We start from the raw sequence: 26099 nt of genomic DNA on the forward strand, positions 1-26099 counted from the left end.
AAAACAGTTCGATCTGGCAGCGTGATTATCCTCAACTTTTGACCGTAGGGAGCAGCAAACATCATTCAGGCGTTGCACGTAAGAAATTAATCATGGCTTAAAGATTATTTAATATAACATAATTATTTGGGGTGCTCACAATTAATTATCAGGTGTCAGCTTAAATTCAGTTCGTTTGTTTCCACTAATTCCCATAGGTGAGAAATTTGTTTCTGTTTCCATAGCTCCATCATATAAAATCCATTGCCCATTTTCTATGTCAAATTCCCCAATTGCTTTATAAGACATTTTCATATATCTTTTTTTGCCTGCCTGTTCTTTTGAAAACATTGCCATCATTCTGTTTTCAAAATCACCTGACACAAACTCTTCAAGGTCATATTCAATTACTGCAATTTTATTCCCGTTTACGGTTTTTAGGTCTTTTAGTTGAACACTATTTTTCCTGTAAAGAGAATCAGCTTTAAAGTTTGGGTCCAGGGAGATCATATTGACATTTAATTTCCAATTATCTCCTACTTTGACTGGGTTTTTGGGAAGTTCAAATAAGAATGAAATGTAATTGCTTTGGATTCGGTTATAGTAAAAACTTAATAATTCTCCCTCCTCACTAACTTTTCCCCGAAGGAACACATTTCCGTTCAGTTTTGCCAACTGAGATAAAAATGTTTCAGATGAGTCAGCATCAGCTTTTTTAAGCATGACGGCTATGTCAACATTTCCATTTTTGTCGGGAAACAGCTTTGTTTCATATTTTAAATTAGAAAAACGGGCATGCATTGCTTTCAACATCCCGCTCATATCATGTGGAACAGAATCATTCTCTGCTTCCTCTTTATCTTCAGAAATTAGGTCTCTCATAACGGTGTTATAAGTAAGGGTATCAGATATTTTCCATTTTAAATCCACAGTTTCTTTTTGCTGTGCATTTAATGAAAAAGCAAGGAACAAGAATGGTAGAAGTAATTTTTTCATAATTATGGATATGGTTTAAGCTGTTAAGCTGTGGTTAGAAAAAACAAGGAAATTGACGGTCTTGAGTGTCATTAAATTTCGGCCAAAGGTAACAGCGGCAGTACAATCTGCTGAGCAAACGAGCACTAACTTTTGATTCACGACAGGTTTGATCACTGTATTCCAATAGTGTTGTGTGAAGTATTTTATAGTGTTAATTGCGGTGCTCTCTTAATTTTTATTATTTCTCCTTTCTTTGGATTTTGATATTTCTTAATAATAAAATATATCAAAGATGATATTATTAAAATTCCAATAACTATAGTTCCTATTAGTCCTAATACTTCCGCACTTGAAACTATTATGCCCTTTAAAAAAGCTCTTCTTCCAGAAATCCTTATACTCTCGCCTTTCTGTAATTCCACAGCAGAAATATAAGTGGCAACAATTAAGACAACTGAAATTCCTAAAATTATTAAGTGAGGAAGAATCTGTTTTAAAATAGAATAGTCCTGTACTTCAGTTCCTCTTAAGTTATTTTTTAAAAAATCTTTTATTTCTGAATAAACAGATCTTTGGATTTGATACTTTTCTTCCGGCACGTTATCATTTTTAAATTTAAATTCAATAGTAGAGTCCGTATCATCAAAAATAATTTCCTGAAGATCATCATATCGGATACTATTTATGGTCCCGAGACTGCTAGTTGCAATAAGTTCCTGAATATTTACATTTTTATTTTGATCGGTCAACCAGACTGATTTTTCAGTTGGGATTAAATATTTACTTTGAACATCTGTACCTGATATAATTCAATTCTTCATATAAATTAGTTTTATTTGTAATCAACGTCTCATATGAACAGTGCTTGCAAGCTAGCATGGAGGATCGATTAGAGATCTGCTTATACTGTCGTATGCACAAGGTTTTTTACTTCACTCGTTTGTAATTTAATCCAGTTTTTATTCCGCTAATTGTCAGCAGAATTATTAAAAATACCTGTATAACTAATAAAACGTTGTATACATTATTCCATATATCTCCGGAATTTTCAACACTTCCGCCACTCAAAGGTGGATATTCGGTTGAGCCAGGAATTTCTTGTATAGAACTTATTAAAGAAATAAGAAATGTGATAACCATAATCAGAGTGATGTCCGAAACCATAAAAATTAGATTCGCGGTCAGGTTCTTAAAATTACGACCTAACATTCTAATTAGGTAAACAGTAAAAAAAGTCAGGGATATGAATGGAATAATTAGATGAATAATTGCAATTACATAATAAGTGTCGTAAACATTTATATCAACAACTGCGTCAGATTTAAGTCCGTCAATTCCGAAAACTGCTATTGTGAAAATCAAAACGAAACTTACTGTTCCAATTAGCCAAAATATTTCTTTTTTTCTCAAATTTTTAATTTAGTTGTTTTTGCACTAGATATGGTATAAAACCATTGCGGTCTGTCAGGCGTTGTTGTCTGCAGATTTCGGCCAAAGGGAACAGCGGCAGAAGAATCAGGATGTGCTTTTTTTAAAAGGTATCCATTTGAAAATTAGGGCTATACCTACAGCGGCCGCTATACCGGATGGCACCCCTAATAATAAACTTTCACTGTCATTTAGAAAGGGAACAGTCGTTCCTACTAATATGATTCCAATTCCCAGGATCTGATTCTGATTTAATTTTATCATATGTTTTTTGAAAAGTATTTCTTAATCTACAGCTCTACATTATTTGGAGTAATTCCAAAACCTCCGAGCCTTCCTGATTCAACACTATCTTTGACAATTTAGAGGGTTTTTCTTCATTCAAAAGTTGTACAACCCCATTTACCACTATGGAACTAGTTGGTTAAAATTTTTATATGGTCATTCATGTTTTTTAGATAAAAGTTAATTTCTTCCCTTAATTGAGTAACCAACCTCTTAAGATTTCCACCCGGGGGAATAGCGTAGCAAGTGATCACTCGATTTCTATCGAGTTTTATCTTAGTAAGATTAAGGTGTGCTTTTCTCCAAAGTTTTTGCAGTTTTCCTGAAATCTATTTTAGATTCCAAATTAAGACTGAGGATATTGTTCATCAAATTTCTTTTCAGCGTATTCCTTAATTTCCTTTAGTTCCCGATCGGTGAGTTTTAGTTTTATAGAATCCAATTGTGTACTCACTTTGGAGCCATATGGAGCCATTATTTTTTTATTCTCATAATGATGTGCATTTTCAAACATTTGATCAACAGTAGATTTAGCCATTTCTATATTGGAGGCAGCCACCTTTGAGGTTACTGCTGGGAATTTTTTTTCATTTGAATTGCAGCTTAAAAGGAGGAAGGCCACGGATAGTACATATAATTTTTTCATGGTTTGATGGTTTTTTTAAGTAAATTATTGATAGTTTTTTTTAATTATTAGAACTCTTCTACTCTACCTATTAGAAATATTTTTCATTTATTCAAATCCTACAATTAAGCCCCGGTACAGCATTATGTTTTCAAGGTAAGAATACTTATTTACAGAAAGTACAGTTTAAATATTTCAAACTCTTCCTGACCTTCAATATTTACGCTCAGAAGATAATATCCTTCTTTTTTTGCGAGTACTTTATAAATAATCTTATCACCGGGAAAGCTAAAATTGGATCTGCTAAGGTTATTACTGTCAATGAAAGTTAGTTGAAATTTGTGATCAGAAATCCATTCCAACCTCAATTTTGAAAAGGTTTGATCTATAAAATGATCTATCCATTGATCATTTTTTAATTCTACCTCTGTTACCTCACCATCAACCTCTTTATAGGTAAACCTTTTCTGTTTCTTAAAATCGGCTAATTGGCTGCTTGTCATTTCCGACACTGGTTCAGTTTTTTGAAAAGCTACATCATCTTTAGGAGGATACATTCTATTTAAAATTGCTCTAAATTCAGGACAATTTCTCTGGAAGCGGAAGTAAACTTTATTGAAAATTTTATCAATTTTCTCCGGATCAATATTTTCTAAATAAGGATAAAAGCTTTGTTCAAATACGCGCTCAACCTTCAGACTATCAATTTGAACTTCCTGAATCTTTAAAAGCTCACACATTTTAAACGAAAGTGAATCAATTTCGGTATTACTTTGGGAACTGACAGAAAATGAAATGGTCAGGATTAATATCAGTAATGTCTTCTTCATCTGTTTTTATTGAATGGATGCTCAACGTTGCGTATAAAAACAATGCGAGTTGGCGAGAATGATTGTACGCAGGACAATCACGTGTTGCAAGCAAGCACGGAGTTTCGATTCAAAACCTAGGTTTAGCATTGTTTTTAAATACTGTGCCTGTTGCACAAGTTACCGAAATTAGGTAATTTCATGGAATGCAAGGCAAAAAAGACTATCAGGAAAAACTCTTCACTTCCTTTAGGTTAAGTGATCGAATCCCAAAAGAAAATTTTTATCGCAGGTTAAAAGAGGCTCTCAACCTGGATTTCCTTTATCCACTCACCCACCAGTTCTATGGGGAGAGCGGACAAAAAAGTATCGACCCCGTGGTGTATTTCAAGATCTGCCTGGTGGGATATCTTGAGAATATTACTACAGATCGTGGCGTAATGGATCATTGTGCAATGCGGCTGGACATCCTTTATTTCCTTGGGTATGATGTAGATGAAGAACTACCCTGGCACAGCACCATAAGCCGTACCCGAAAGCTTTTTACCGATGATGTCTTTGAGGAAGTATTCACCCGGGTTTTTAAACTATGTGTAGAAGCAGGATTGGTAAGCGGGCATACACAAGCCATTGATTCAGCTCCTGTTAAAGCCAATGCTTCTATGGATAGCCTGGAGCTTAAAGTCCCGGCAGAAGATCTTGAAGAGCATCTCTCAAAGCTGCGTGTGCAAAGCAGCAGGGACCGAAAAGCCAAAGAGAACAAAGCCCCTAAAGAACAACAGGAAATTACCGCCAGTAAACAAGAATTACAGGAAATTAAGAGCCGTAATAAAAGATGGAGTAAGGACCAGGATATGAAACCCGGTGCAAAGAACAAAGGCAGTAAATATACCAGCAACAAAACCCACTACAGCCCCACAGATCCTGATGCAAGGATCAGTGTCAAACCCGGAAAAGCCAGGAAACTTAACTACCTCTGCAATATAGCCGTAGATACTAAAGCCCACGTAATAACAGATGTACAGGCCTACCATGCAGATAAGAAAGACACAAAATATTTAAAGGATACTGTTACAAGATTGAACAGGCGTTTACGCAGGGAAGGATTGATCTGGGAAAATCTGCTGGCAGATGCAGGTTATAGCAGTGGGGAGAATTATGCATACCTGGAAAATAAAGGTCTTACACCCTATATTCCACCACACGGCACTTACAAAGGAGGACCTGAAGGGTTCCAATATTTTAAAGAGGGCAACTACTGGCTGTGCCCGCAAGGAAAAAGGTAACCTTCCGGAAGCAGAAAATGGAGAATGGAAACTTAAAGGATAACTATTTTACTACAAGAGCAGATTGTAAAGACTGCCCAATAAAAAAAGCCTGCATTGGCAAGAGCCACGAAAAAAGGATCAATATTACCGCCTTTCGGGAAGAATACGAAAGAAATATTGAACGGGTAAAAAGCAGGCGTGGCCGCTATATGAAAGGCAAACGACAAGGCACGGTAGAACCCGTTTTTGGTACCCTTAAAGAATTCCTGGGACTAAGAAAAGTAAATACCATCGGAATTCGCCAGGCCAACAAATGTATGCACCTGGCCGCCATTGCGTATAACCTGAAGAAGTACCTGAAGTTTACCACAAGGAAAGTCAAGTCCGGGGCAAATGCCCTGCAAAAATGCCAAGACGCCGCTCCTTCTATTATAAAAGCTGAATTAATGGCTTTTCAAGCTGTTTTGATCCTCCTTTTTTCTTCCCAAAAAGTGTTTGTGAATAGAGCATCACTTGCTTAAAAAGCTTTAAATATAATAGGAAATCTTGTTTGTAGAGGAAATTATAGGCTTGTGCAACGGTTACTGTTGTTGTCACACGTTTTTATCAGTTGCCTTTCTCGAGAACTTTTTTCTTTTCAGCCTCGTATTCTTCTTTTGACAAGACTCCATTGTCAAACAATTTCTTTATTTTTTCAAGTTGATCATATTTATCAGTTGACGATTGAGCAATATTTTCATTATCCTTACAGTTTTCTACTTCACAAGTTGCTATTGCGTTTTCAATGTCAATCACATAATTTGTAATATTTCCTCCTCCAACAGTAAAATACACTCCCTTGTAGCGTTTTTGATCGTACTTCTTAATTTTCTTAATTGTAACAATCAATCCGGAATTTGCAGCACCTAATCTATTTTGCTCTGCATTATAATTTGCATCACTAGTTGCTGCTAGAACTGTTCCCCAACCTCCCATATTCACGTACACAAACCTGCCGTCCGTATCGGAACCTCGTCCCAATTTAATTTCATCTCCAACTTTATATGTAATTCCGTTGGAGGCGGTAAATTCATCTAATTTTTCAACTTTTTTCTGGGCTTGGACTGCATTTAATGTCAGTAAGGCAAGAAGTAAAAAGGTAATTTTTTTCATAATTTTTAGTTTTAGTATTTAACAGTTATTAAATGTGTTACAACATATCCATAAATGTAATATCACATTTAACTCTATTATATCTCCTCTCCTTATCACCATGTGATTACCCCAACTCCTTCGTGATCCATTTCTCAAGTGCTGCATCATCCATCTTCAATAGTTTCTCCACCTTCTTGTCCTTCTTCAGTCTTTTTTCTTTATTCATCGCATAAACCTTGAGCAGACTTTTAAAGCTAAGCTTTATTGGCGAGTACGGCATTATCTTTTTCAGCAGGATTCTCGAGGGCAAAGCGGGTCCAGCCGCCAAGGAAGGCCATTAGCAACTCAGGGTTTTTCTCAGTGTGATCCATCTGGAAGGGGAAAATGGCTATGGAAAAGTCAGGAACACCGCTCATATATTTCATTAGGAACTTACTGGTTTTTTCCCTTTTTTCCGGCTGTTCATTAACAGGAGTATTTTCCAGCCAGGTGATGCTTAGCAAGAACAGTGGGTTGATATTCACGGTAATCGTCAGCAGTTTCAAGTTTTACCTGCTGTGGGACTTCAAATTCCTGCGCCTGGGAAATTCCGCAGGTGCTAATAAATGCAAGAATGAATTTGTAGATGATGATCTTCATTTTAAAAGTTTAAATAGAATTGATTAATGGAAACAGAACCTGTGCTCCCGTGATAAAAGGAGTAGTTCCTGAATGAATAATTAATAGCGGTAGTGGTCCCCAAAAACAGGAATTTTTTCTTTAGAAAGGCTTCCTTTTAGGGACAGGAAAGAACCTTAAAATTTTGTTAAGGTAAATCTAATAAAATTTTTTAAGTCAGCAGGTAATAAATAAAAGAAGTTACACCCGGAGCTTTTGAGGTATAGTGGCGGGGTCAAAGTCCCACAGCAATGGCAGGGCCCAATAGATGAAAAGAGTAATGAGAAGGATAGAGAGCAGGTTCATCCAGAGGCCTGCTTTCATCATGTCGGGAATACGCAAATGTCCCGACCCAAAGACAACGGCATTTGGAGGGGTGGCAACGGGTAACATAAAAGCACAGGAGGCGGCGAGGGTTGCGCTCACCATAAGCATATAAGGGTGAACGTTGAGAGCTATGGCCATGGTAGCAAGTATGGGAAGTAACATGGCGGTAGTAGCAAGGTTTGAAGTAACTTCAGTTAAAAAGTTTACAGCTGTGACCAATACAAGAATAAGAACCAGCAGCGGCAGGTTTTCAAGATTTACAAGTTGTTGCCCAATCCATACTGCCAGCCCGGTATCTCCAAAAGCTTTGGCCAGAGCCATACCGCCTCCAAAGAGCAAAATAATTCCCCAGGGAATCTTTACAGCTTCCTCCCAGGTTATTAAATTCCCCATTCCTTTCCCGGCAGGAATAATAAAAGGAGACTGCTGCCACCATGGCAATAATGGTGTCATCTATAAAAGGTATAAAGGGAGTAAGTAAAAAAGATCGGGTTATCCAAAAGAAAGCGGTGAGGCTAAAAACCACCAGTACTCTCTTCTCCTGTTTTCCGGTTTTACCCAGGGCATTTTTTAAGCGGTTAATTTCAGCTTTTCCTCCCGGGAATTCCTGTTTGTCAAATTTAAAGGCAAAGGTGGTTAGATATTTCCAGCAGATAAATAGCAGCAGGACCGAAATGGGGAATCCCAGCATCGTCCACTGCAGGAAGCTTATTTTAATTCCATAGATCTCCTCAACAATCCCGGCAAAGACCAGGTTGGGCGGTGTGCCAATAAGAGTGGCTATTCCTCCTATGGAGGCACTGTAGGCAATCGCCAGCATCAAAGCTTTCCCAAAAAGTGCATTCTCATTTTTGGTAGTGCCGGGATCATCCTGTAGCTGACTTATAATTGCGGCACCAATAGGAAGCATCATGACCGATGTTGCCGTGTTTGAAATCCACATAGAAAGAAAGGCAGTGGCCACCATAAAGCCCAGAATGATCCTCTTAATGTTGCTGCCAATAAATTGTATAATGATAAGGGCGATCCTCCTGTGCAGGTTCCATCGTTCAATAGCGACCGCAATTATGAATCCGCCGAGGTACAGGAAAACATATTTATGCCCGTAAGAGGCGGTGGTTGCATCAATTGACAAAGCACCAGTGAGAGGGAAAAGAATGATAGGTAATAAAGCCGTAACTGCAATTGGAATAACTTCGGTCACCCACCAAATCGCCATCCACAGCGTCACTCCAAGTACATCCCAGGCGGCTTCGGGCATGGATGGGGGAGGACCAATGAGTTGTAAGATTAAAAACAGCAATGGTCCGGAGACCAGGATTAGAGATCTTAAGACTCCGTTCATTCAGCAGACTTTAATAAATGGTCCTGAAAGATATTAAAATATCAGAGGCAATTAAGGGCAGAGAGACATTTTATTGCTTAGTAGATTGTTGGTGCTCTTCTAAAGATGAAGCCGAAGGATTTTAGTATATTTAATATTCGCTGAGACTAAACAATAGAAGAAATGGAAAAATTAGAAATAAAAACAGGGATCCAGATAGCAAAATCGAGGGCGGAAGTTTATGAAGCTATAGTAGACCCGGCAAAAATGTCCAATTATTTTATTTCAGAAAGTACCGGAAACCTTGTGGAGGGAACCTCTGTAAACTGGAAATTTCCCGAATTTGAAGGAGATGTTCTTATTGAAGTAAACAAAGTTATCCCTAACGAATTTGTTGCTTTTAAATGGGAGGGAGCCAAGGGAAAGAAACTAAAAGTGGAGATCACTTTAATGGAAATGCCCGATAAAAGTACGCTTGTCAAAGTAACTGAAGGTAAGATGGAAGCCGATGATGCTGGGATCACCTGGTATGGCGGCAATACTGAAGGCTGGGCAAATTTTCTCGCCTGCCTGAAAGCTTACCTGGAATACGGGATCAACCTGAGAAAGGGAGCGTTTGAGTTTAAAAAAGGAGAATTTTAAGCTGAAAGAGATAGCGGGGCAAAATTAATTATCAATAAAGAAGATTAATGAGTCGGGTGGGGGTAAGGAGAATTCCACTGCTGGATTGAGCTTCAGATTTTAGAATTCTGATGAAATTTCAGTTTTACTCAAAGCTGAGGAACATCTTGTCGAAGTTGATGATCATCTTTTCAAACTTGTCTATCAGGTCCTGGCCAATATTTCCGTAGAAATAATTATTAGGGGTAACCGCTTCTTTAAGAACAATTACCTGGTCCAGCTTTATCGCTCTCCCGTTAACTATGGGAGAAAAGCTGGTGTAGAGGCCTTTTTTAGTAGTAACACCTCCCGCACCGCCAAAAGAATAATCCACTTCCGCCGCATTTTCCAGCTCTGCCCTGTGTTTTTTAAAATAGGTGTCGTACAACATGCTCTCTGTAGCACTTATGTCAAAAGTATAAACTCCGGCGCCCTGGTTGTCTTTGAGGAAAAGTAGAGGGGTGAGGAAATCAATGGCAAGGTTTCCCTCCCGGGAATGGGTTTGTTCAACAGGTACAATAAGAATATTATCCCTGGTGATCTGGATCTCATCCAGGGCTTCTAAAACAGGAAAACCAAGAATACCATTAATTTGATAATCAAGTTGTGAGATTGAAAGCGCATCGTCGGGAAAGATGAGGCATACCGCATTATAAATAATTACGGGTCCTATCTCCAGCCGGGGTGCAATGCCAATTTGTGAGTTAATTTTATTCCCGGTAATCGCATCTACCTCAAAACTTCCAGACAGTACTTTTACTCCGAATTTTTCTGCTGTGGTTTCTGAAATTGTAGAAATATTAGCTCCTGTATCAAAAATGAAATTTTCCTTTACATCTCCCGAAGTTACCGTCAAATTTTTAAGGCTGGCTTTGTCTATAAAAAGAGGAAGTTCCAGCCTGTCATTTTTTACAACCCTCTGTTTCGGTTGATCCTGTAAGGCTTTCCATATTATCAACGTGTTTTGAAGATCTTTCTTTTCCTCTTCGGAAATGAAACTGTCATAGTTTGCCAGTAATTGCTGCAATGATTCTTTGGCCTTTTTGTATTCGTACTCCCGGGAGTGATTGATGTGGGCCAGGGCTTTTATTTCATATTCCATTGAATCCCTGAGCCTATCTTTAAAACGGGAAAATAAAATTTCTGATTTATAAGCGGAAGAATCAGATCTATTAAAAGCATAATCCAGGAAAACACCTGCTTTCAACTTTTCAAATTCAGAAAGATTTTGAAAATTTTGTTGATAGAGCTTCCTGGCAGCGAAGAAGTTTTTATGCTCGAGAAGGGAATCAATTTGCGCAACAACGAAATTCTCCTGCCCGCCCCGTACCGAACCAGACTTACAGGAGCCAATCAACAGGAGAAGAATAATAGAACTTATTGTAAAACTTTTGATACTAATCTTCATAATAGGAATTAAATTTATGAAATCCTGCGGCAGAAGTAAATTTCTAAAATTTAAATTAAGGTTCCACAGAAATTGGTAGAAGTAGCAAATTTTTTCAGAATAATATATCTGAAAAAAATAATTCTAAAGATCAGTATATCTGAAAATAGATAATTTACGTTATAAAATGACTTCTAAAACCTAAGACTATGACAAAAATCAAGATTATGAGGAGCTTTGTTGCGGCAGTGTTAATAGCAGTTTGCTTTGCCTGCACAAATAGCGACGATGATGCTGCAAGCAACAACGGAGGGGATACAATAAATGTAGAGGAATTAACAGTAATTTCAACTACGGGTACCTGGAGAATTAGCAGTTATGTAGAGGAAGGTAACAATGAAACCAATCATTTTACGAACTACACTTTTACATTTAAACAAGACGGAACAGTAACGGCGGTTAATGCTGAATCCACAATTAACGGCACCTGGTCGATCTCTGATGACGATGACGATGATGATGACAATCCTTCAACAGATTCAGATAAAGATTTCGTGCTTAACTTTAACGTAGGAGAGGATGAAGATTTTGATGATCTCAATGATGACTGGGATATCGAAAACTACACCGCCAACAAAATAAGCCTGATCGACATAAGCGGCGGAAACGGCGGAACAGACAAACTGGTATTCGAAAAAAATTAAAAGTTATTAAACTCAATAAAAAAACCCGCTTCGAAAGAAGCGGGTTAATTATATAATCTAACGTCTAAAATCTAACGTCTAACGTCTAAGATCTAAAACTACATCATTCCGGGCATTCCACCGCCCATTCCGCCTGGCATTCCACCACCACCGGATTCTTCTTTGATGTCTATAAGAGCACACTCTGTAGTAAGGATCATACCAGAAACAGAAGCAGCGTTCTCAAGAGCAATTCTTGTAACTTTCTTAGGGTCTATAATCCCTGCAGTCATCATATCTACATAAGTATTGGTTTTAGCGTCATAACCGTAGTTATCTTTACCTTCCAGTACTTTGTTGATAACAACAGAACCTTCACCACCCGCATTTTCTACAATTGTACGCAATGGAGATTCAATAGCCCTGTTAACTATCTGGATACCTGTAGCTTCATCGGCATTATCACCCTGTAGGTTTTCTAATGCTTTCTTGGCACGTACAAGCGCAACACCACCACTTAAGCAACAATACCTTCTTCAATGGCTGCACGCGTAGCGTTCAATGCATCGTCTACACGGTCTTTCTTTTCTTTCATTTCAACTTCAGAAGCAGCACCTACATAAAGTACGGCAACACCACCTGAAAGTTTTGCAAGACGCTCCTGTAATTTTTCCTTATCATAGTCAGAAGTAGTAGTTTCTATCTGAGCTTTGATTTGGTTTACACGTTCTTTAATTCCGGTTTGGTCACCAGATCCGTTTACAACAGTAGTGTTATCCTTGTCTATTGCAACTTTCTCTGCACTTCCAAGCATATCTATAGTAGCGTTCTCAAGAGAGAAACCTCTTTCTTCAGAAATTACGGTACCACCTGTAAGGATAGCGATATCTTCAAGCATTGCTTTTCTACGGTCACCAAAACCAGGAGCTTTTACAGCTGCGATCTTAAGTGATCCACGAAGTTTGTTTACAACAAGAGTAGCAAGAGCTTCCCCGTCAACATCCTCAGCAATGATCAATAATGGTTTTCCGCTTTGAGCTACTTAGCTCAAGTACAGGAAGAAGGTCTTTCATAGAAGAGATCTTCTTGTCATATAAAAGGATATAAGGATCTTCAAGATCTGAAGTCATTTTTTCGCTGTTAGTCACGAAGTATGGAGAAAGGTATCCGCGGTCAAACTGCATTCCTTCCACAACATCAACGTGAGTATCAGTTCCTTTTGCTTCCTCAACAGTGATTACACCATCTTTTCCAACTTTTTCAAAAGCCTGAGCGATCAATTCCCCAATGTGGTCATCATTGTTAGCAGAAATAGAAGCAACCTGCTTTATTTTTTCAGAAGAGTTTCCTACTTCTTTAGTTTGCTCAGATAGGTTTTCGGTAATAGCCTGTACAGCTTTGTCTATTCCACGCTTAAGGTCCATAGGGTTTGCACCTGCGGCCACGTTTTTCAAACCTTCTTTTACTATTGCCTGGGCAAGAACAGTGGCAGTGGTAGTACCGTCACTTAAGCAAGATCATTGGTTTTAGAAGCTACTTCTTTTACCATTTGAGCTCCCATGTTCTCCAGTGCATCTTCCAACTCGATTTCTTTTGCAACACTTACCCCGTCTTTAGTTACAGTTGGTGCTCCAAAGGATTTGCTAATAATTACGTTACGACCTTTAGGTCCTAAAGTTACTTTTACAGCATTTGCCAATGCATCTACCCCGCGCTTAATTCCATCACGGGCTTCAAGATTGTACTTAATATCTTTTGCCATTTTTTATTCGTTTTTTATTGCTTCTCTTAAGGAGAAGAAATGTTAGTTAAAATTTTTAGTCAGTTTTTCTGTCCGCTGTAGAAGTGAGGACAGGATAGGATTTACACAATTGCAAGAATATCGTCTTCCCGCATGATTAGATAATCTTTCCCTTCCAGTTTTAGCTCGGTACAGCGTATTTTCCATAAAGAACTTCATCCCCGACTTTCACGGTCATGTCGTGCTTTTTGCTGCCTTTACCAACAGCTACTACTGTTCCTTTTTGTGGTTTTTCTTTTGCTGTTTCAGGAATGTAAATACCAGAAGCGGTTTTAGTCTCTGCGGCTGCAGGTTCAATAACAACCCTGTCTGAAAGAGGTTTAATGTTTAAAGCCATTTGTGTAATGTATTTTAAGTTAATTAATTTATTCTATGTGTGTCGTAATTGACCAAAATTATGCCATTGAACATTTCCTGACATAAGGCAAAAAAAAATGCCAGCTTGTCATAAGTAAGCATTTACAATGTCTTTAGGTGTTACTACTGGTTTTCCTCAGCATCTGCCTGGGGAACCACTCCTTCTTCTTCAGGATTGGCTACAGGTTGCCTGTATTGGTTGGGGAACGTTTGTTTCCACTTCCTGCTGCCCGTCAATTACCCGTGATTCTGCAGTAGCAGTACCATCAAGAATGGTCACATTTGATAAAAGGATCAAAACCAACAGTAAAGTTGCCAGGGTCCAGGTACTTTTATCTAAAAAGTCTGTAGTTTTCTTTACTCCTCCTAATTGTGCTCCACCGCCACCGCCAAAAGAAGAGGATAACCCGCCACCTTTAGGATTTTGTACCATTATTACTACTATAAGTAAAAAGGCTACGATGATTATTAGTGCTAAAAAAATAGTGAATGTGCTCATTCTTTTCCTGTATTATTTTCCTGTAAATTCTTTATTGCCCGAATTTGGTCTGCAAAGAAACCACTTTTTTCGGGATTTTTCAAAATTAAAATTTTGTATGCCTGGATAGCTTTTTTATAGTTTTTTTGTTCGAGGTAAACCCGGGCTAAAGTCTCTGTCATCAAGGCCTCCGGCGGTGTAATTCGTTCCTGGGCGAGGTTGCTGGTATTTGAAGGTTTTGAAGGAGTAAGACGTGGACTTTTAGAAATAAAGTCATCAATTAGTTCAAATTTTCTTTCCCTGGATCTTTCAGTTTCAGGTTCATTACGCTCAATGGGTTTTGCGCTGGTGAGACGTAGCCATTCTGAAAAAGAATGAGATTCCCGGGAGTCAAATTCCAGAGGAGTTCCCGGGTTGGCTAATTGTGGTTCTTTGGAACTTTCAGTTCTTTCTTCCAGTTCTTTTGGCGGAACTGCTTCGGTTTTAGGGAGAGGTTTTTCAAAAAGATCGGGATCCATGACACGGTCCGATTCTGTTTTTTTCATTTTTATGGCCTCATCTATAGCAATGCTCTTTTTTCCGAAGACCTCTTCAGCTTCAAAAACTGTAATATTCCTAAGCTGCTCTTCCTGCAACTTGATTTGAAGCGCGATCTTGTCCTGATTAAATTCTTCGGAAGTGATATAGTCAAACAGCACACTCCTGTCTGTGGTGTAAGCGGCAGTTTTCTTTAATTCAGTATTATAGCTGAAGCTTTTTTCTTCATAAAGACCTTTAAGGTTAACAGCTCTTGCAGCCTGAAAGAATGGATATTTTTTGAGGATTTTCTCCAATTGTTCCGTTTGCTGTGGATTTACAGCAGAAGGATTTTCAAGTATTTGGATCAATTCCTGTGGGTTCATTTACCAGTTTGTAAGGGAAGCGTTAAAAATATCCTGGGTGATCCTCGAAAAAATTTCATCCAGGGCCGTATCCAATACTCCTCCATTTAAAGGTGCGGTGGCAGGATAGTCATAATAAAAGGAGAAACGCCTATCAAAATTCTTATCCGGTTCCAGGTTGTTGAAGAACCTTACCATCACTGTAATCGTTAAACGGTTTTGTGCCGCGCGATTATCTGCAGTGGCAGTCATTGGGGCTTCATAGAAATCTACAATCTCACCTTCGTAGAGCAAATCTCCTCCCGAATTTTCAAGGCTAAGATTCGTTTGGCTTTGAATAAGGTCCTGTAGTGCCACTGTAAAAGCACGATCAATGCCCGGTTCTACAATATCGGCTGTGTTTTCAAAAAAGTCTACTGTAAAGGTAGAAGCGCCTCCGGTATCAGCTCCTGTAAAAGAATAAATTCCGCAGGACTGGAAGATCAATAAAAATATGGGGAAAACAAAATATTTTAGTTTCTTCATTAAAATGCTCTCTAAGGACTTTTATAAATTATACTGTTTGATCTTTCTATAAAGAGTTCGTTCGCTTATTCCCAACTCTTCAGCAGCATTTTTTCGTTTTCCGTTATGCCTGTTAAGAGACTTTTTAATGAGTTCCAGTTCTTTATCCTGGAGCGAAAGGGTTTCTTCTTCCTGAATTTCTTCAGCAAAATAATATTTATCTTCTATTTCGCGCTCCCTTTCCCGTTCCTTTTCCCGGGTTTGTTGTGAAATTTGCAGCACTTCGAGATTTTCGGCATTTATATCTTCTATATCTGTATCACTGTCTCCATTGCCGTATATCTTTTCAATAAGGCCCTCGTGCTCCTCCTGTACCTTTTGGTAATTGCCACTCTCCATCAATTCCATCGTGAGCTTTTTAAGGTCGTTAAGATCATTTTTCATATCAAAAAGAACCTTGTACAAAATTTCCCTTTCATTACTAAAATCGGAGTCTTTCTTTTTATCTGAAATTACCGCCGGAAGATTGCTGCCAATATCGGGCAAATATCCTCTTAGTTCCTGGGCATTAATACTGCGTTCCTGTTCCAAAACCGAAATTTGCTCGGCCACATTTCGTAACTGACGGATGTTTCCTCCCCAGCGATACTTTTGAAGCAGGTCTACCGCGTCCTCCTCCAGCCGTATGGTTGGCATTTTGTATTTAAGGGCAAAATCTGCCGCAAATTTCCGGAACAAGAGATGAATATCTTCTTTTCGCTCACGCAGTGGTGGCAAATTAATTTCTACGGTACTCAACCTATAATATAGATCCTCACGGAATTTGTCCTTTTTAATAGCCTCAAACATATTAAGGTTTGTTGCTGCTACGATACGAACATTGGTTTTTTGGACTTTAGAGGAACCCACTTTTATAAATTCCCCGTTCTCCAGAACCCGTAATAACCTCACCTGGGTGGTAAGAGGTAGTTCTCCCACTTCATCCAGAAAAATAGTTCCGCCATCGGCCACTTCAAAGTAACCGCTCCGGGTATTGGTAGCACTAAGAAAGGCCCCTTTTTCATGACCAAATAATTCTGAATCTATTGTGCCTTCAGGAATTGCCCCGCAGTTAACAGCAATATATTTTCCATGTTTGCGGTGAGACAGGGCGTGAATGATCTTTGGGATACTCTCCTTTCCAACACCACTTTCCCCCGTTACAAGTACCGAAATATCTGTAGGGGCTACCTGAATAGCTTTTTCCACTGCGCGATTAAGCTTTTGGTCATTCCCAATAATCTCAAATCGCTGTTTTATCGCCTGTACTGATTCCATAGGCATTATTTCCCAAAAGGGATATTTTCTTTACTAGTATTTAAAAATATCAAATTCCAATTCCAAAATCCAATTTTCAAGGTTTCAGGTTTCCGGAAATATTTTAAATCTCAGGACTTCCAACTTCCAACTTCCAACTTCCGACTTCCAACTTCGGACTTCGGACTTCCGACTTCGGACTTCCGACTTCCAACTTCCAACTTTTAACTTCCAACTTCGGACTTCGGACTTCGGACTTCCAACTTCGGACTTCCAACTTCCAACTTCCAACTTCTAACTTCCAACTTCCCACTTCTCTTGATTCTTGATTCTTGTCTCTAAACTTTTATCTTTACTCACTACTCACTACTCAATCCAACCGCTTTCCCTTTCAAAGTTGCACTCGTACAGTCAGTAATCTCAACCATTACGAAATCCCCGACTTTGTAATGCTCTTTAGGAAACACTGCTACGGTGTTTTGTTCTGTACGGCCGCTCCATTCAAGGTCAGATTTCTTTGATTCTTTTTCTATGAGGACCTCTACTGTTTTTCCAAGGAACTGTTGGGTTCTGTAAAGGCTGTGTTCTCTTTGCAGGGCTACTACTTCAGCAAGCCTTCTTTTCTTCACTTCTTCGGGTACATCATCTTCCAGTTTTCTGGCAGCCATGGTTCCCGGTCTTTCAGAATAAGCAAACATGAATCCGTAGTCGTACTTCACATATTCCATTAACGAGAGGGTATCCTGGTGATCCTCTTCAGTTTCAGTAGGAAATCCAGTGATCATATCCTGGGAAATGGCACAATTGGGAATAAGTTTTTTAATGTTATCGATGAGGTTGAAATATTCTTCGCGGGTATGTAACTAGGTTCATCTCCTGCAGGATCCTGTTGCTTCCGCTTTGCACGGGCAAATGTATATAGTTGCAAATATTTTTATAAGCCGCCATGGTCTCGATCACATCCATCGTCATATCCTGGGGATTTGAAGTAGAGAATCTAATTCTCATCCTGGGATGTGCCTCTGCTACAAGCCTTAGAAGAGTGGCGAAATTTGTCGCGGTGGCTTTTTGGATTTCCGAGGCATTTTTATAATCTTTTTTGAGACCACCACCGTACCACAGGTAACTGTCTACATTTTGACCTAATAAAGTGATCTCTTTATAGCCTTTAGCGGCAAGATCGTTTACCTCTTCAAGGATGCTTTGAGGATCCCGGCTGCGTTCCCGGCCGCGGGTGAAGGGTACTACACAAAAAGTACACATATTATCACAACCCCTGGTAATGGATACAAAAGCTGATACTCCATTGCTTTGAAGCCGTACGGGAGAAATATCTCCATAAGTCTCTTCTTTGGAAAGGATCACATTTACAGCATTGCGCCCTTCTTCAACTTCGTTGATGAGGTTTGGCAAATCTTTATAGGCATCTGGTCCTACAACAAGATCAACGATTTTCTCCTCCTCCAGGAATTTACTTTTTAATCTTTCGGCCATACAACCTAAAACCCCAACTTTCATCTTCGGGTTAATCTTCTTTACGGCATTGTATTTTTCCAGTCTTTTGCGTACCGTTTGTTCTGCTTTGTCTCTAATGGAGCAGGTGTTTACCAACACGAGGTCTGCATCCTCCAGCCGGGAAGTTGTATTAAAACCTTCTTTTTGAAGAATGGAAGCCACGATCTCACTGTCGCTAAAGTTCATCTGGCAACCGTAACTTTCAATAAAAAGTTTGCGGCTGTTTTCCAGCTTAGGTTCCAGTACGAGTGTGTTTCCCTGTAGCTTTTCGTCTATAATCTTCTCCATAATTCAAGTCTCCGATCCAATGTATAATTTAGCTTGCAAAGATAGGTTTTTAGATAAATTATGACAAAGTGACAGAAGTTTTTTTATCTTTAATTTGTTAAGTCCGCCTCCCACCTCTTTATACCTAATAATATGAAAAATTATAGCTGCCTTCTGTTAGTCATTTTTAGCTTCGGCTTTTGGTCTTGTGAAAAGAAAAATGAGGTTCCAATGGAAACTTATGAAATAGCTGTTCCCGTGAAAATGTCGATGGCAGACTTTAGGGCACAGGTAAAAGTGGAAGAGCCAAAAGAGATCGAACAGTCGGGAAAAATATATGTCTTCGGAAATTATATTTTTATAAATGACGATATGAAAGGGATCCTGGTAATTGATAATACTTATTTCTCTCCGCAGAAGGTTGCCTATATTAAAATTCCGCAGAATACAGATATGGCCGTAAAAGGGAATATACTGTTTGCTAATTCAGGAAAAGATCTGGTGAGCTTTGACATCTCTAATATTCAGGATATCCAGGTGAAGGAGCGGTTGGATAATGTATTCGAATCCCAGCACTATCCTACTTTACCCGAAGGAGTTTTCTTTTCAGACTTTTCAGAATTTAATCCTGAGACTGAAGTAATAACTATTACACGATTGAAACCCGTGAGCGGGAGATTGGGCGGGGAATATTTTATGATACTGCTAATAATTTAAACAGTGGGGAAAGTGGAACAGGAGGTTCCATGGCACGCTTCAATATTGCCGGAGATCATCTCTATACTGTGGGTAGAAGTGTGCTGCAGGTTTTTGATATAAGTGATCTTTCCAGGCCGAATTTTATTAGAGAAGAACAGGTGGGATGGGATATCGAAACCATATTTCATCAGGACGAATACCTTTATCTAGGTAGTGCCCGCGGAATGTTTATTTACAGCATAGAAGATCCTTCTACACCTATATATATGTCTCAAATCCAACACGTCCAGGGTTGTGACCCCGTCGTGGTCGCAGGTGACCTCGCCTATGTTACGCTAAGAGGTGGAAATTTATGCGGGCAGGAGGAGAGCCAGCTTCAGGTAATTGATGTTTCAGATAAACGAAATCCCCTGTTACTGCAAACTTATGAGATGGAAAGCCCTTATGGGCTGGGAGTGAGAGATCACAGATTATTTGTTTGTGAAGGAGCTTCAGGTCTAAAGGTTTTTGATGCTGCCAATTCTCCCGATCTTGTTCTTGAGGAGCATTTTAAAGAACTTGAAGCTTATGATGTAATTCCCCTGGAGGATGTTCTGCTTTTGATAGGAGGTGGAGTGCTGCGGCAATACAGCTACAAAAACGACCAGGTTAATCTTATGAACACTTTTAATTTATACTAAATTTATCACCTATCAGGAAAACTCATATTCTTCGCCCTCAGAGGATTTACAAGGTGATCTCATTAATTTAAAGTGGGGTTTATTGAAGTAGAAAAGTTCTGAATTTAACAGCTTTTATCAACTTCAAAAAAAATTGATATACTTTTGCACTAAGAAAAAGAATACCTATGACGAAGAATTTAGTGATTGTGGAGTCTCCTGCCAAGGCTAAAACCATCGAAAAATTTTTGGGAAAAGATTATACAGTAGCCTCAAGTTTCGGGCATATTGCAGATCTTCCTACCAAAGAATTAGGGGTAGATACCGAAGGGAATTTCACACCTAAATATATAGTAAATAAAGATAAGAAGGATGTTGTAAGTAAGTTGAGGAAACTTGCAAAGGGTGCAGAGATGGTGTGGCTGGCCAGTGATGAGGACCGGGAGGGAGAAGCTATTGCCTGGCACCTTGCAGAGGAGTTGCATCTTGATAAGAACAAAACCAAACGAATCGTCTTTCACGAGATAACAAAGTCTGCGATATTGCGGGCTATCGACAATCCTCGGGCTATCGATTATAACCTTGTTAATGCCCAGCAGGCAAGAAGGGTCTTGGATAGGCTGGTAGGATATGAACTTTCTCCTGTACTGTGGAGAAAGGTAAAAGGAGGACTTTCCGCAGGAAGGGTACAATCAGTTTCAGTGAGGCTTATTGTAGAGAGAGAAAGGGAAATCCAGGAGTTTAAGGCTGAAGCTTCTTTCAGGATCGATGCTGAATTTACCAATGAGGAAGGGAAAACTTTTAAGGCTAAACTTCCGAAGAATTTTGACACAAAAGAAGAGGCTGAGGAGTTTCTTCAGCAGAATATAGGAGCAGCTTTTAAAGTTGCCGACCTTTCTACCAAACAAAGAAATCCCCGGCACCACCATTTACAACTTCCACTTTACAGCAGGAGGCGGCAAGAAAGCTTTATTTTTCAGTAAGTAAAACAATGACTATGGCTCAACGTCTTTACGAGAGCGGTCATATTACTTATATGAGAACAGATAGTGTAAACCTTTCTGAAGACGCAAGAAAAGGAGCTAACAAAGAAATTCTCCAGGCTTACGGTGAGAAATATGCGAAGTCAAGGCAATTTAAAGGTAAGTCTAAAGGTGCTCAGGAAGCTCACGAGGCTATAAGGCCTACCAATTTTGCAAGTCATACCGTGAGGGCCGATCGCGACGAAGAGCGGCTGTATGAATTGATATGGAAACGTGCTATTGCTTCTCAAATGAGTGAAGCCTTGCTGGAACGTACAAATGTAAAAATTGAAGCAGATAAACACGATAAGAATTTTACTGCTAATGGGGAAGTGCTGAAGTTTGACGGATTCCTTAAAGTTTACCTGGAAGGAAGTGATGAAGAAGACGAGGAACAGGAAGGAATGTTACCTGCCTTAAAAGTTAATGAAAGACTTCAAAATAATTATATAACCGCCACCGAAAGGTTTACTAGACCTCCATACCGCTATACCGAAGCGTCTTTGGTGAAGAAGCTTGAAGAACTTGGGATTGGGCGACCCTCTACTTATGCACCTACAATATCTACAATCCAGAACCGAAATTATATTGAAAAAGGCTCTATAGAGGGAACCGAAAGAAGTTATTCTCAATTCACTTTAAAAAATAATAAGGTGACTGAGAAAGAACTTATGGAAACCGTGGGTAGCGACAAAGGAAAACTTGTTCCCACTGCAGTGGGAATGGTAGTAAATGATTTCCTGGTGAACCATTTTTCTAATATTCTTGACTATAATTTCACGGCTAAAGTAGAGCAGAGCTTTGACGACATTGCCGAAGGAAATGAGGAATGGACAACGATGATGAGGGATTTTTATTCCGATTTTCATCCGCAGGTAGAAGATGTCGCCAAGAATGCCGACAGGGAAGTAGGGGAACGTATATTAGGTGAAGATCCTGAAACCGGAAAGCCAGTAAGTGTACGTTTGGGAAAATTCGGACCTATGGTGCAAATAGGATCTGTGGAGGATGATGAAAAACCCCGGTTTGCAGGTTTGACTCCGGAGCAGAGTCTGGATTCAATTACCTACGAGGAGGCAATGGATCTTTTTAAACTTCCGAAGGAAATAGGGGAGTACGAGGGAGAATCTGTTGAGGTTAATAATGGCAGGTTTGGACCTTACGTACGCTACGGCAAGAAGTTTGTCTCTCTGGATAAAGGAGAGGATCCCATGAGCGTTGACATGGACCGGGCGCTGGAATTAATTGAGGCCAAAGAAAAGGCAGATGCTCCCATTCATACTTATGAAGGGGAGCTTAGTTCAAAAAGGCGTGGGACGGTTTGGCCCATTTCTTAAATGGAATAGCATTTTTATCAATGTCAATAAAAAATATGACTTCGACAATCTTTCTATAGCCGATATTGAAGAATTGATCGAGGATAAAAAGAAGAAGGAGAAAGAAAAAGTTATCCAGCATTGGGAAAATGAAGGAATAAGAATTGAAAAAGCGCGTTGGGGGCGCTCTAATATTCTAAAGGGTAAGACAAAAATTGAATTACCTAAAACTGTTGATGCATCTAAACTTTCCCTGGATGAGGTGAAAGAAATGCTGGAAAAGAAGACTAAGAAACTAGCGAAAAAGAAAACCGCTGCAAAGAAAACTACGGCAACAAAGAAAAAGACAACTTCAAAAAAGACCACCCCCAAAAAGAAGTAATTGATGGATTTTGAATTTTTAAGCCCTGTTGATAATACTATTACTGAAGAATTAGCTTCTTCAGGTTTGCAAAACCTGGGAAACCAGATGAGAATTCATACTGCTGAAGCGGGAATTCCCGAATTGGAGGGTGTTAATATCGCTGTTGTTGGGGTTAGGGAAAGCAGGCTTGCAGAAGCAGGTGAAGATGAATATCTTCAATTTACCAAAGTGAGAAAATGCCTGTACAGTTTGTTTCCCGGTAACTGGTATTTAACTCTAGCCGATCTTGGAGACATAGAAAAAGGGGAAACAGTAGAAGATACTTATTTTGCTTTGCAGTCATTAGTGACGCAGCTGCTTAAACTTAAGATTATTCCTCTTATTCTTGGAGGCAGCCAGGATTTGATCTATGCGCAATACCGCGCCTACGACAGGGTAGAGCAAATGGTGAACCTGGTAAATATAGATAATCGTTTTGACCTGGGAGATGCCGAAAAACCAATAAGCAATAAATCGTATGTAGGGAAAATTGTGGTAAACAAGCCATATAATCTCTTCAATTATTCCAATCTTGGATATCAAACCTATTTTAATTCCCAGGAAGAAATCGAGCTCATGGAGCGCCTTTTCTTTGATGCCTACAGGCTGGGGGAAGTTTCAAGTAATATAAAGACGGTAGAACCTGTCATGAGGGATGCAAATCTTGTGGCGGTTGACCTTAGCACAATAAACGCGGCGGCAATAGGGAGTAACCACCAGATAAGCCCCAACGGTTTTGACGGAAAGGAAATTTGTGCCCTTGCACGTTATGCCGGAATCAGCGATAAAGTGAGTTCTTTCGGCATTTACGAATACACTTCTAATTTTCCAAAGGCGGGTGATATGTTGATCGCACAAATGCTTTGGTACTTCATAGAAGGCGTAAATTATCGTACCAATGAAAATACTATTTCAGCCAAAAAGGAGTTTATAAAATATCAGGTGCCTATAGACGATGAAATTCTTGTATTTTACAAGAGTGAAGTGAGCGGGAGATGGTGGATAGAGATACCTTTTATTTCAAGTTCCAATACTAAATTAAAAAAGCACACGTTATTACCTTGCAACCACGAGGATTATCTGGAGGCATGTAATCAGGTAATTCCCGAACGCTGGTATAAAACAAAGAGAAAAAATGAACTTTAAAAATATGTGGTAGTCCATAAGAGGAATTACTCTATTTTTACCCAAACTATTGTTTTTTAGAAAATAATTGGATAGGTTTACCGCCTTAAATCCATTATGTCATAACCTGAGAGAAATTATGAAGAAAATTATTTCGCTTATTGCTGTTCTTGCTGTACTTGCCAGTTGTAGCCGGGGAGATCGAGGACAACTTGTAGGCGCACAAGGAAAGAAGTGGAACCCGGAGAAACCTTATGGGATGACATTAATACCTGGGGGAGCTTTTATCATGGGTAAGGCCGATGATGACATCGCCGACATGAAGAATGCACCACCAAAGACCGTAACTGTGCGTACTTTCTATATGGATGAAACAGAAATTACAAATGCAGAATACCAGCAGTTTACCAATTGGGTAAGAGACTCTATTGTGCGAATGAAACTTGCCATTGAAGCTGATTTTACCGGAGCTACACCCGGTGATGGCGGGATAGGAGAATACGCTTTTCTTGATGCAGATCCCGATAACATGTCTGTTTATGAGAAGTATATGTATGATAACTATACCCAGTATTCAGAAAATTACGAGGGAAGAAAGTTAAATAATGATATAGATATTATCTGGGACACCAGAGATTATCCCGATGAAGCTTATACCCGAATAATGGTTGATAGTATCTATTTGCCAATTGAGGAATCTTACAACGGCCAGAGAGTTATAGATGTAAAGCAACTAAAATTTAAATACAGGTATATGGACATTGGGCAGGCTGCCCGCGCCAGAGATCAAAAGAGAAGTGACTTTATAAAAACAGAAGAAGTAATGGTTTATCCTGATACTACTGTTTGGATAAGGGACTTTAATTATTCCTATAATGAGCCAATGCACAACGATTACTTCTGGCATACCGCTTTTGATGATTATCCTGTAGTGGGTGTTTCCTGGGAACAGGCTAAAGCTTTTACTCAATGGAGAACCCTTCATCACAATGCTTACAGAAGGCAGAAAGGAACTCATGATGTACCAAGTTACAGGCTGCCTACTGAAGCAGAATGGGAATATGCTGCAAGAGGCGGTTTAGAATCTGCAACATATCCATGGGGTGGGCCATATACTAAAAATGACAGAGGTTGTTTTATGGCAAACTTCAAGCCTCTTAGAGGAGATTACGCGGCAGATCAGGCTTTATATACAGTTGAGGCCAAGTCTTATGAGCCAAATGATTACAATTTATACAATATGGCAGGAAACGTAGCAGAGTGGGTGCATTCTTCTTATGACCCTGCATCCTATGAATATATGTCTTCAATGAATCCAACCGTGAACAACGATGATGATCCACGTAAAGTGGTACGTGGAGGTTCCTGGAAGGATGTCTCTTATTTCCTTCAGGTAAGTACAAGAGATTACGAATATGCTGATACTGCAAGAAGCTACATTGGTTTTAGAACAGTTCAGGATTACTTAGGTACAGACGTTACCTTAAACCAACCCCCTCGATAAACGAGAACCCAATGCAGTTAAAATAACCTATTTATCCCAAAAAAAACAAGAAACTAATTTTTTAAAAATCATGGCAAAGTCACAAAACAGAGTTAAAATAATGAACATGGTGTACGGTTTAGGTGCATCTGTAGTAATCCTTGGAGCCCTATTTAAAATCATGCACTGGAACTTTGGTAACGAAATGCTTATCATTGGTCTTATAACTGAAGCAATCGTATTTGCGGTTTCTGCTTTTGAACCTAGGTTGATGACGAACTCGATTGGTCACTAGTATATCCCGAATTAGCAGGAGGACCTGCAGGACAGAGAGAAGCTGCCTTTGTGGAAGACAAAAAAGAAACTGATGTTGCTTTATCTAAAAAACTTGACAACCTTTTTAAAGGAAGCTAAGATTGATGCGCAACTTATGGACAGCCTTGGGCAAAGCATTCGTAATTTCGAAGGAGCTGCCAAAGGTATCGCACCAACTGTAGACGCTATGGCATCACAGAGAAAATACAGCGAAGAGCTTACTCTTGCAGCTGCACAAATGGAGACGCTTAATAACTTATATAAAGTACAGGTGGAATCAACTTCAAGACAGGCCGAGATCAATAATGAAGTTGCTGAAAACGCCTAAGTAAATTGAACAAGCAAATGGGATCCCTTGCAGCCAACCTTTCATCTCTTAACGGAGTATATGGCGGTATGCTTACTGCTATGAACGTGAATGGTAGATCTTAATT

The 26099-nt window shown here is 39.2% G+C and carries 21 protein-coding genes and 6 pseudogenes; 10 read left to right on the forward strand and 17 right to left on the reverse strand.

Annotation, left to right across the window (positions count from 1 at the left end):
- Positions 1-141: 141 nt before the first annotated feature.
- The 5 genes from LZ575_RS19720 to LZ575_RS19740 all read right to left on the reverse strand — a co-directional run bounded on the left by LZ575_RS19720 (position 142) and on the right by LZ575_RS19740 (position 4035).
- Positions 142-975 (reverse strand): hypothetical protein, encoded by an 834-nt coding sequence (locus LZ575_RS19720; RefSeq protein ID WP_235326736.1) that lies wholly within the window; start codon positions 973-975, stop codon positions 142-144.
- A 185-nt stretch (positions 976-1160) separates the two neighbouring features.
- Positions 1161-1706 carry a hypothetical protein gene (locus tag LZ575_RS19725; RefSeq protein ID WP_235326738.1) on the reverse strand — a complete coding sequence of 182 codons (546 nt, stop codon included), beginning with the start codon at positions 1704-1706 and terminating at the stop codon, positions 1161-1163.
- Positions 1707-1884: 178 nt separating this feature from the next.
- Complete coding sequence (locus LZ575_RS19730) at positions 1885-2367, reverse strand: hypothetical protein (RefSeq protein ID WP_235326740.1); 483 nt, start codon at positions 2365-2367, stop codon at positions 1885-1887.
- Positions 2368-3016: 649 nt separating this feature from the next.
- Entirely contained in the window at positions 3017-3316 is a 300-nt protein-coding gene (locus LZ575_RS19735; protein WP_235326743.1) for a hypothetical protein, read from the reverse strand.
- A 149-nt stretch (positions 3317-3465) separates the two neighbouring features.
- Positions 3466-4035 (reverse strand): hypothetical protein, encoded by a 570-nt coding sequence (locus tag LZ575_RS19740; protein WP_235326745.1) that lies wholly within the window; start codon positions 4033-4035, stop codon positions 3466-3468.
- Positions 4036-4310: 275 nt separating this feature from the next.
- On the opposite strand from LZ575_RS19740, the gene LZ575_RS19745 reads away from it, so the two are divergent.
- The gene (locus LZ575_RS19745) at positions 4311-5390 is read left to right on the forward strand and encodes a transposase (RefSeq protein ID WP_235324926.1); all 1080 of its coding nucleotides are present in this window, start codon (positions 4311-4313) and stop codon (positions 5388-5390) included.
- 17 nt (positions 5391-5407) lie between these two features.
- Positions 5408-5893: a transposase gene (locus LZ575_RS19750; protein WP_235324925.1), complete on the forward strand. Its 486-nt coding sequence runs from the start codon at positions 5408-5410 to the stop codon at positions 5891-5893.
- An 85-nt stretch (positions 5894-5978) separates the two neighbouring features.
- On the opposite strand, the gene LZ575_RS19755 is transcribed toward LZ575_RS19750, so the two are convergent.
- The 4 genes and pseudogenes from LZ575_RS19755 to LZ575_RS19770 all read right to left on the reverse strand — a co-directional run bounded on the left by LZ575_RS19755 (position 5979) and on the right by LZ575_RS19770 (position 8835).
- Positions 5979-6524, reverse strand: a complete 546-nt coding sequence (locus LZ575_RS19755) for an SHOCT domain-containing protein (RefSeq protein WP_235326747.1) — start codon at positions 6522-6524, stop codon at positions 5979-5981.
- A 106-nt stretch (positions 6525-6630) separates the two neighbouring features.
- The gene (locus tag LZ575_RS19760) at positions 6631-6834 is read right to left on the reverse strand and encodes a hypothetical protein (protein WP_235326749.1); all 204 of its coding nucleotides are present in this window, start codon (positions 6832-6834) and stop codon (positions 6631-6633) included.
- Between the two features lie 137 nt (positions 6835-6971).
- Positions 6972-7145, reverse strand: a complete 174-nt coding sequence (locus LZ575_RS19765; RefSeq protein ID WP_235326750.1) for a hypothetical protein — start codon at positions 7143-7145, stop codon at positions 6972-6974.
- Positions 7146-7364: 219 nt separating this feature from the next.
- Positions 7365-8835, reverse strand: a pseudogene (locus LZ575_RS19770) (SLC13 family permease).
- A 162-nt stretch (positions 8836-8997) separates the two neighbouring features.
- Here LZ575_RS19770 and LZ575_RS19775 point away from each other — a divergent pair.
- Positions 8998-9456 carry an SRPBCC domain-containing protein gene (locus LZ575_RS19775; RefSeq protein WP_235326752.1) on the forward strand — a complete coding sequence of 153 codons (459 nt, stop codon included), beginning with the start codon at positions 8998-9000 and terminating at the stop codon, positions 9454-9456.
- A gap of 124 nt (positions 9457-9580) precedes the next feature.
- Here LZ575_RS19775 and LZ575_RS19780 read toward each other — a convergent pair whose 3' ends face one another.
- Positions 9581-10882 (reverse strand): TIGR02281 family clan AA aspartic protease, encoded by a 1302-nt coding sequence (locus tag LZ575_RS19780; protein WP_235326754.1) that lies wholly within the window; start codon positions 10880-10882, stop codon positions 9581-9583.
- Between the two features lie 188 nt (positions 10883-11070).
- Here LZ575_RS19780 and LZ575_RS19785 point away from each other — a divergent pair, with 188 nt between their 5' ends.
- Positions 11071-11565: a hypothetical protein gene (locus tag LZ575_RS19785; RefSeq protein WP_235326756.1), complete on the forward strand. Its 495-nt coding sequence runs from the start codon at positions 11071-11073 to the stop codon at positions 11563-11565.
- Between the two features lie 98 nt (positions 11566-11663).
- Here LZ575_RS19785 and groL read toward each other — a convergent pair.
- The 7 genes and pseudogenes from groL to miaB all read right to left on the reverse strand — a co-directional run bounded on the left by groL (position 11664) and on the right by miaB (position 18664).
- Positions 11664-13306: pseudogene (gene groL, locus LZ575_RS19790) on the reverse strand (chaperonin GroEL).
- A 101-nt stretch (positions 13307-13407) separates the two neighbouring features.
- Positions 13408-13682 (reverse strand): annotated as a pseudogene (gene groES, locus LZ575_RS19795) (co-chaperone GroES).
- A 189-nt stretch (positions 13683-13871) separates the two neighbouring features.
- Positions 13872-14201 carry a preprotein translocase subunit SecG gene (secG, locus tag LZ575_RS19800; protein ID WP_235326758.1) on the reverse strand — a complete coding sequence of 110 codons (330 nt, stop codon included), beginning with the start codon at positions 14199-14201 and terminating at the stop codon, positions 13872-13874.
- Positions 14198-15082, reverse strand: a complete 885-nt coding sequence (locus LZ575_RS19805) for a hypothetical protein (protein WP_235326760.1) — start codon at positions 15080-15082, stop codon at positions 14198-14200. The genes secG and LZ575_RS19805 overlap by 4 nt, the downstream gene beginning before the upstream one ends.
- Positions 15083-15586: an LptE family protein gene (locus LZ575_RS19810; RefSeq protein WP_235326762.1), complete on the reverse strand. Its 504-nt coding sequence runs from the start codon at positions 15584-15586 to the stop codon at positions 15083-15085.
- A gap of 21 nt (positions 15587-15607) precedes the next feature.
- Positions 15608-16882 (reverse strand): sigma 54-interacting transcriptional regulator, encoded by a 1275-nt coding sequence (locus LZ575_RS19815; protein ID WP_235326764.1) that lies wholly within the window; start codon positions 16880-16882, stop codon positions 15608-15610.
- A 338-nt stretch (positions 16883-17220) separates the two neighbouring features.
- Positions 17221-18664, reverse strand: a pseudogene (gene miaB / locus LZ575_RS19820) (tRNA (N6-isopentenyl adenosine(37)-C2)-methylthiotransferase MiaB).
- 210 nt (positions 18665-18874) lie between these two features.
- Between miaB and LZ575_RS19825 the strand changes: the two are divergent.
- From LZ575_RS19825 to gldL, 6 genes and pseudogenes are all read left to right on the forward strand, one after another.
- Positions 18875-19360: a hypothetical protein gene (locus LZ575_RS19825; RefSeq protein ID WP_235326766.1), complete on the forward strand. Its 486-nt coding sequence runs from the start codon at positions 18875-18877 to the stop codon at positions 19358-19360.
- A gap of 29 nt (positions 19361-19389) precedes the next feature.
- Positions 19390-20022, forward strand: a complete 633-nt coding sequence (locus LZ575_RS19830) for an LVIVD repeat-containing protein (RefSeq protein WP_235326768.1) — start codon at positions 19390-19392, stop codon at positions 20020-20022.
- 167 nt (positions 20023-20189) lie between these two features.
- Positions 20190-22721 (forward strand): annotated as a pseudogene (topA, locus tag LZ575_RS19835) (type I DNA topoisomerase).
- A 3-nt stretch (positions 22722-22724) separates the two neighbouring features.
- A complete protein-coding gene (locus LZ575_RS19840; protein WP_235326770.1) occupies positions 22725-23888 on the forward strand; it encodes a formimidoylglutamase in 1164 nt (387 codons plus the stop codon).
- Between the two features lie 118 nt (positions 23889-24006).
- Positions 24007-25371 (forward strand): gliding motility lipoprotein GldK, encoded by a 1365-nt coding sequence (gene gldK / locus LZ575_RS19845; protein ID WP_235326772.1) that lies wholly within the window; start codon positions 24007-24009, stop codon positions 25369-25371.
- A gap of 70 nt (positions 25372-25441) precedes the next feature.
- A pseudogene (gldL, locus tag LZ575_RS19850) lies at positions 25442-26097 on the forward strand (gliding motility protein GldL).
- The last annotated feature ends 2 nt before the right edge of the window (positions 26098-26099 follow it).

It is taken from the genome of Antarcticibacterium sp. 1MA-6-2, assembly GCF_021535135.1.
Lineage (GTDB): Bacteria > Bacteroidota > Bacteroidia > Flavobacteriales > Flavobacteriaceae > Gillisia.

Coding starts and splice junctions, on each gene's coding strand:
- LZ575_RS19720 (WP_235326736.1), bottom strand. CDS start 975: ATGAAAAAATTACTTCTACCATTCTTGTTCCTTGCTTTTTCATTAAAT.
- LZ575_RS19735 (WP_235326743.1), bottom strand. CDS start 3,316: ATGAAAAAATTATATGTACTATCCGTGGCCTTCCTCCTTTTAAGCTGC.
- LZ575_RS19740 (WP_235326745.1), bottom strand. CDS start 4,035: ATGTGTGAGCTTTTAAAGATTCAGGAAGTTCAAATTGATAGTCTGAAG.
- LZ575_RS19745 (WP_235324926.1), top strand. CDS start 4,311: ATGCAAGGCAAAAAAGACTATCAGGAAAAACTCTTCACTTCCTTTAGG.
- LZ575_RS19750 (WP_235324925.1), top strand. CDS start 5,408: ATGGAGAATGGAAACTTAAAGGATAACTATTTTACTACAAGAGCAGAT.
- LZ575_RS19755 (WP_235326747.1), bottom strand. CDS start 6,524: ATGAAAAAAATTACCTTTTTACTTCTTGCCTTACTGACATTAAATGCA.
- LZ575_RS19765 (WP_235326750.1), bottom strand. CDS start 7,145: ATGAAGATCATCATCTACAAATTCATTCTTGCATTTATTAGCACCTGC.
- LZ575_RS19775 (WP_235326752.1), top strand. CDS start 8,998: ATGGAAAAATTAGAAATAAAAACAGGGATCCAGATAGCAAAATCGAGG.
- LZ575_RS19780 (WP_235326754.1), bottom strand. CDS start 10,882: ATGAAGATTAGTATCAAAAGTTTTACAATAAGTTCTATTATTCTTCTC.
- LZ575_RS19785 (WP_235326756.1), top strand. CDS start 11,071: ATGACAAAAATCAAGATTATGAGGAGCTTTGTTGCGGCAGTGTTAATA.
- secG (WP_235326758.1), bottom strand. CDS start 14,201: ATGAGCACATTCACTATTTTTTTAGCACTAATAATCATCGTAGCCTTT.
- LZ575_RS19805 (WP_235326760.1), bottom strand. CDS start 15,082: ATGAACCCACAGGAATTGATCCAAATACTTGAAAATCCTTCTGCTGTA.
- LZ575_RS19810 (WP_235326762.1), bottom strand. CDS start 15,586: ATGAAGAAACTAAAATATTTTGTTTTCCCCATATTTTTATTGATCTTC.
- LZ575_RS19815 (WP_235326764.1), bottom strand. CDS start 16,882: ATGGAATCAGTACAGGCGATAAAACAGCGATTTGAGATTATTGGGAAT.
- LZ575_RS19825 (WP_235326766.1), top strand. CDS start 18,875: ATGGAAACTTATGAAATAGCTGTTCCCGTGAAAATGTCGATGGCAGAC.
- LZ575_RS19830 (WP_235326768.1), top strand. CDS start 19,390: ATGGCACGCTTCAATATTGCCGGAGATCATCTCTATACTGTGGGTAGA.
- LZ575_RS19840 (WP_235326770.1), top strand. CDS start 22,725: ATGGATTTTGAATTTTTAAGCCCTGTTGATAATACTATTACTGAAGAA.
- gldK (WP_235326772.1), top strand. CDS start 24,007: ATGAAGAAAATTATTTCGCTTATTGCTGTTCTTGCTGTACTTGCCAGT.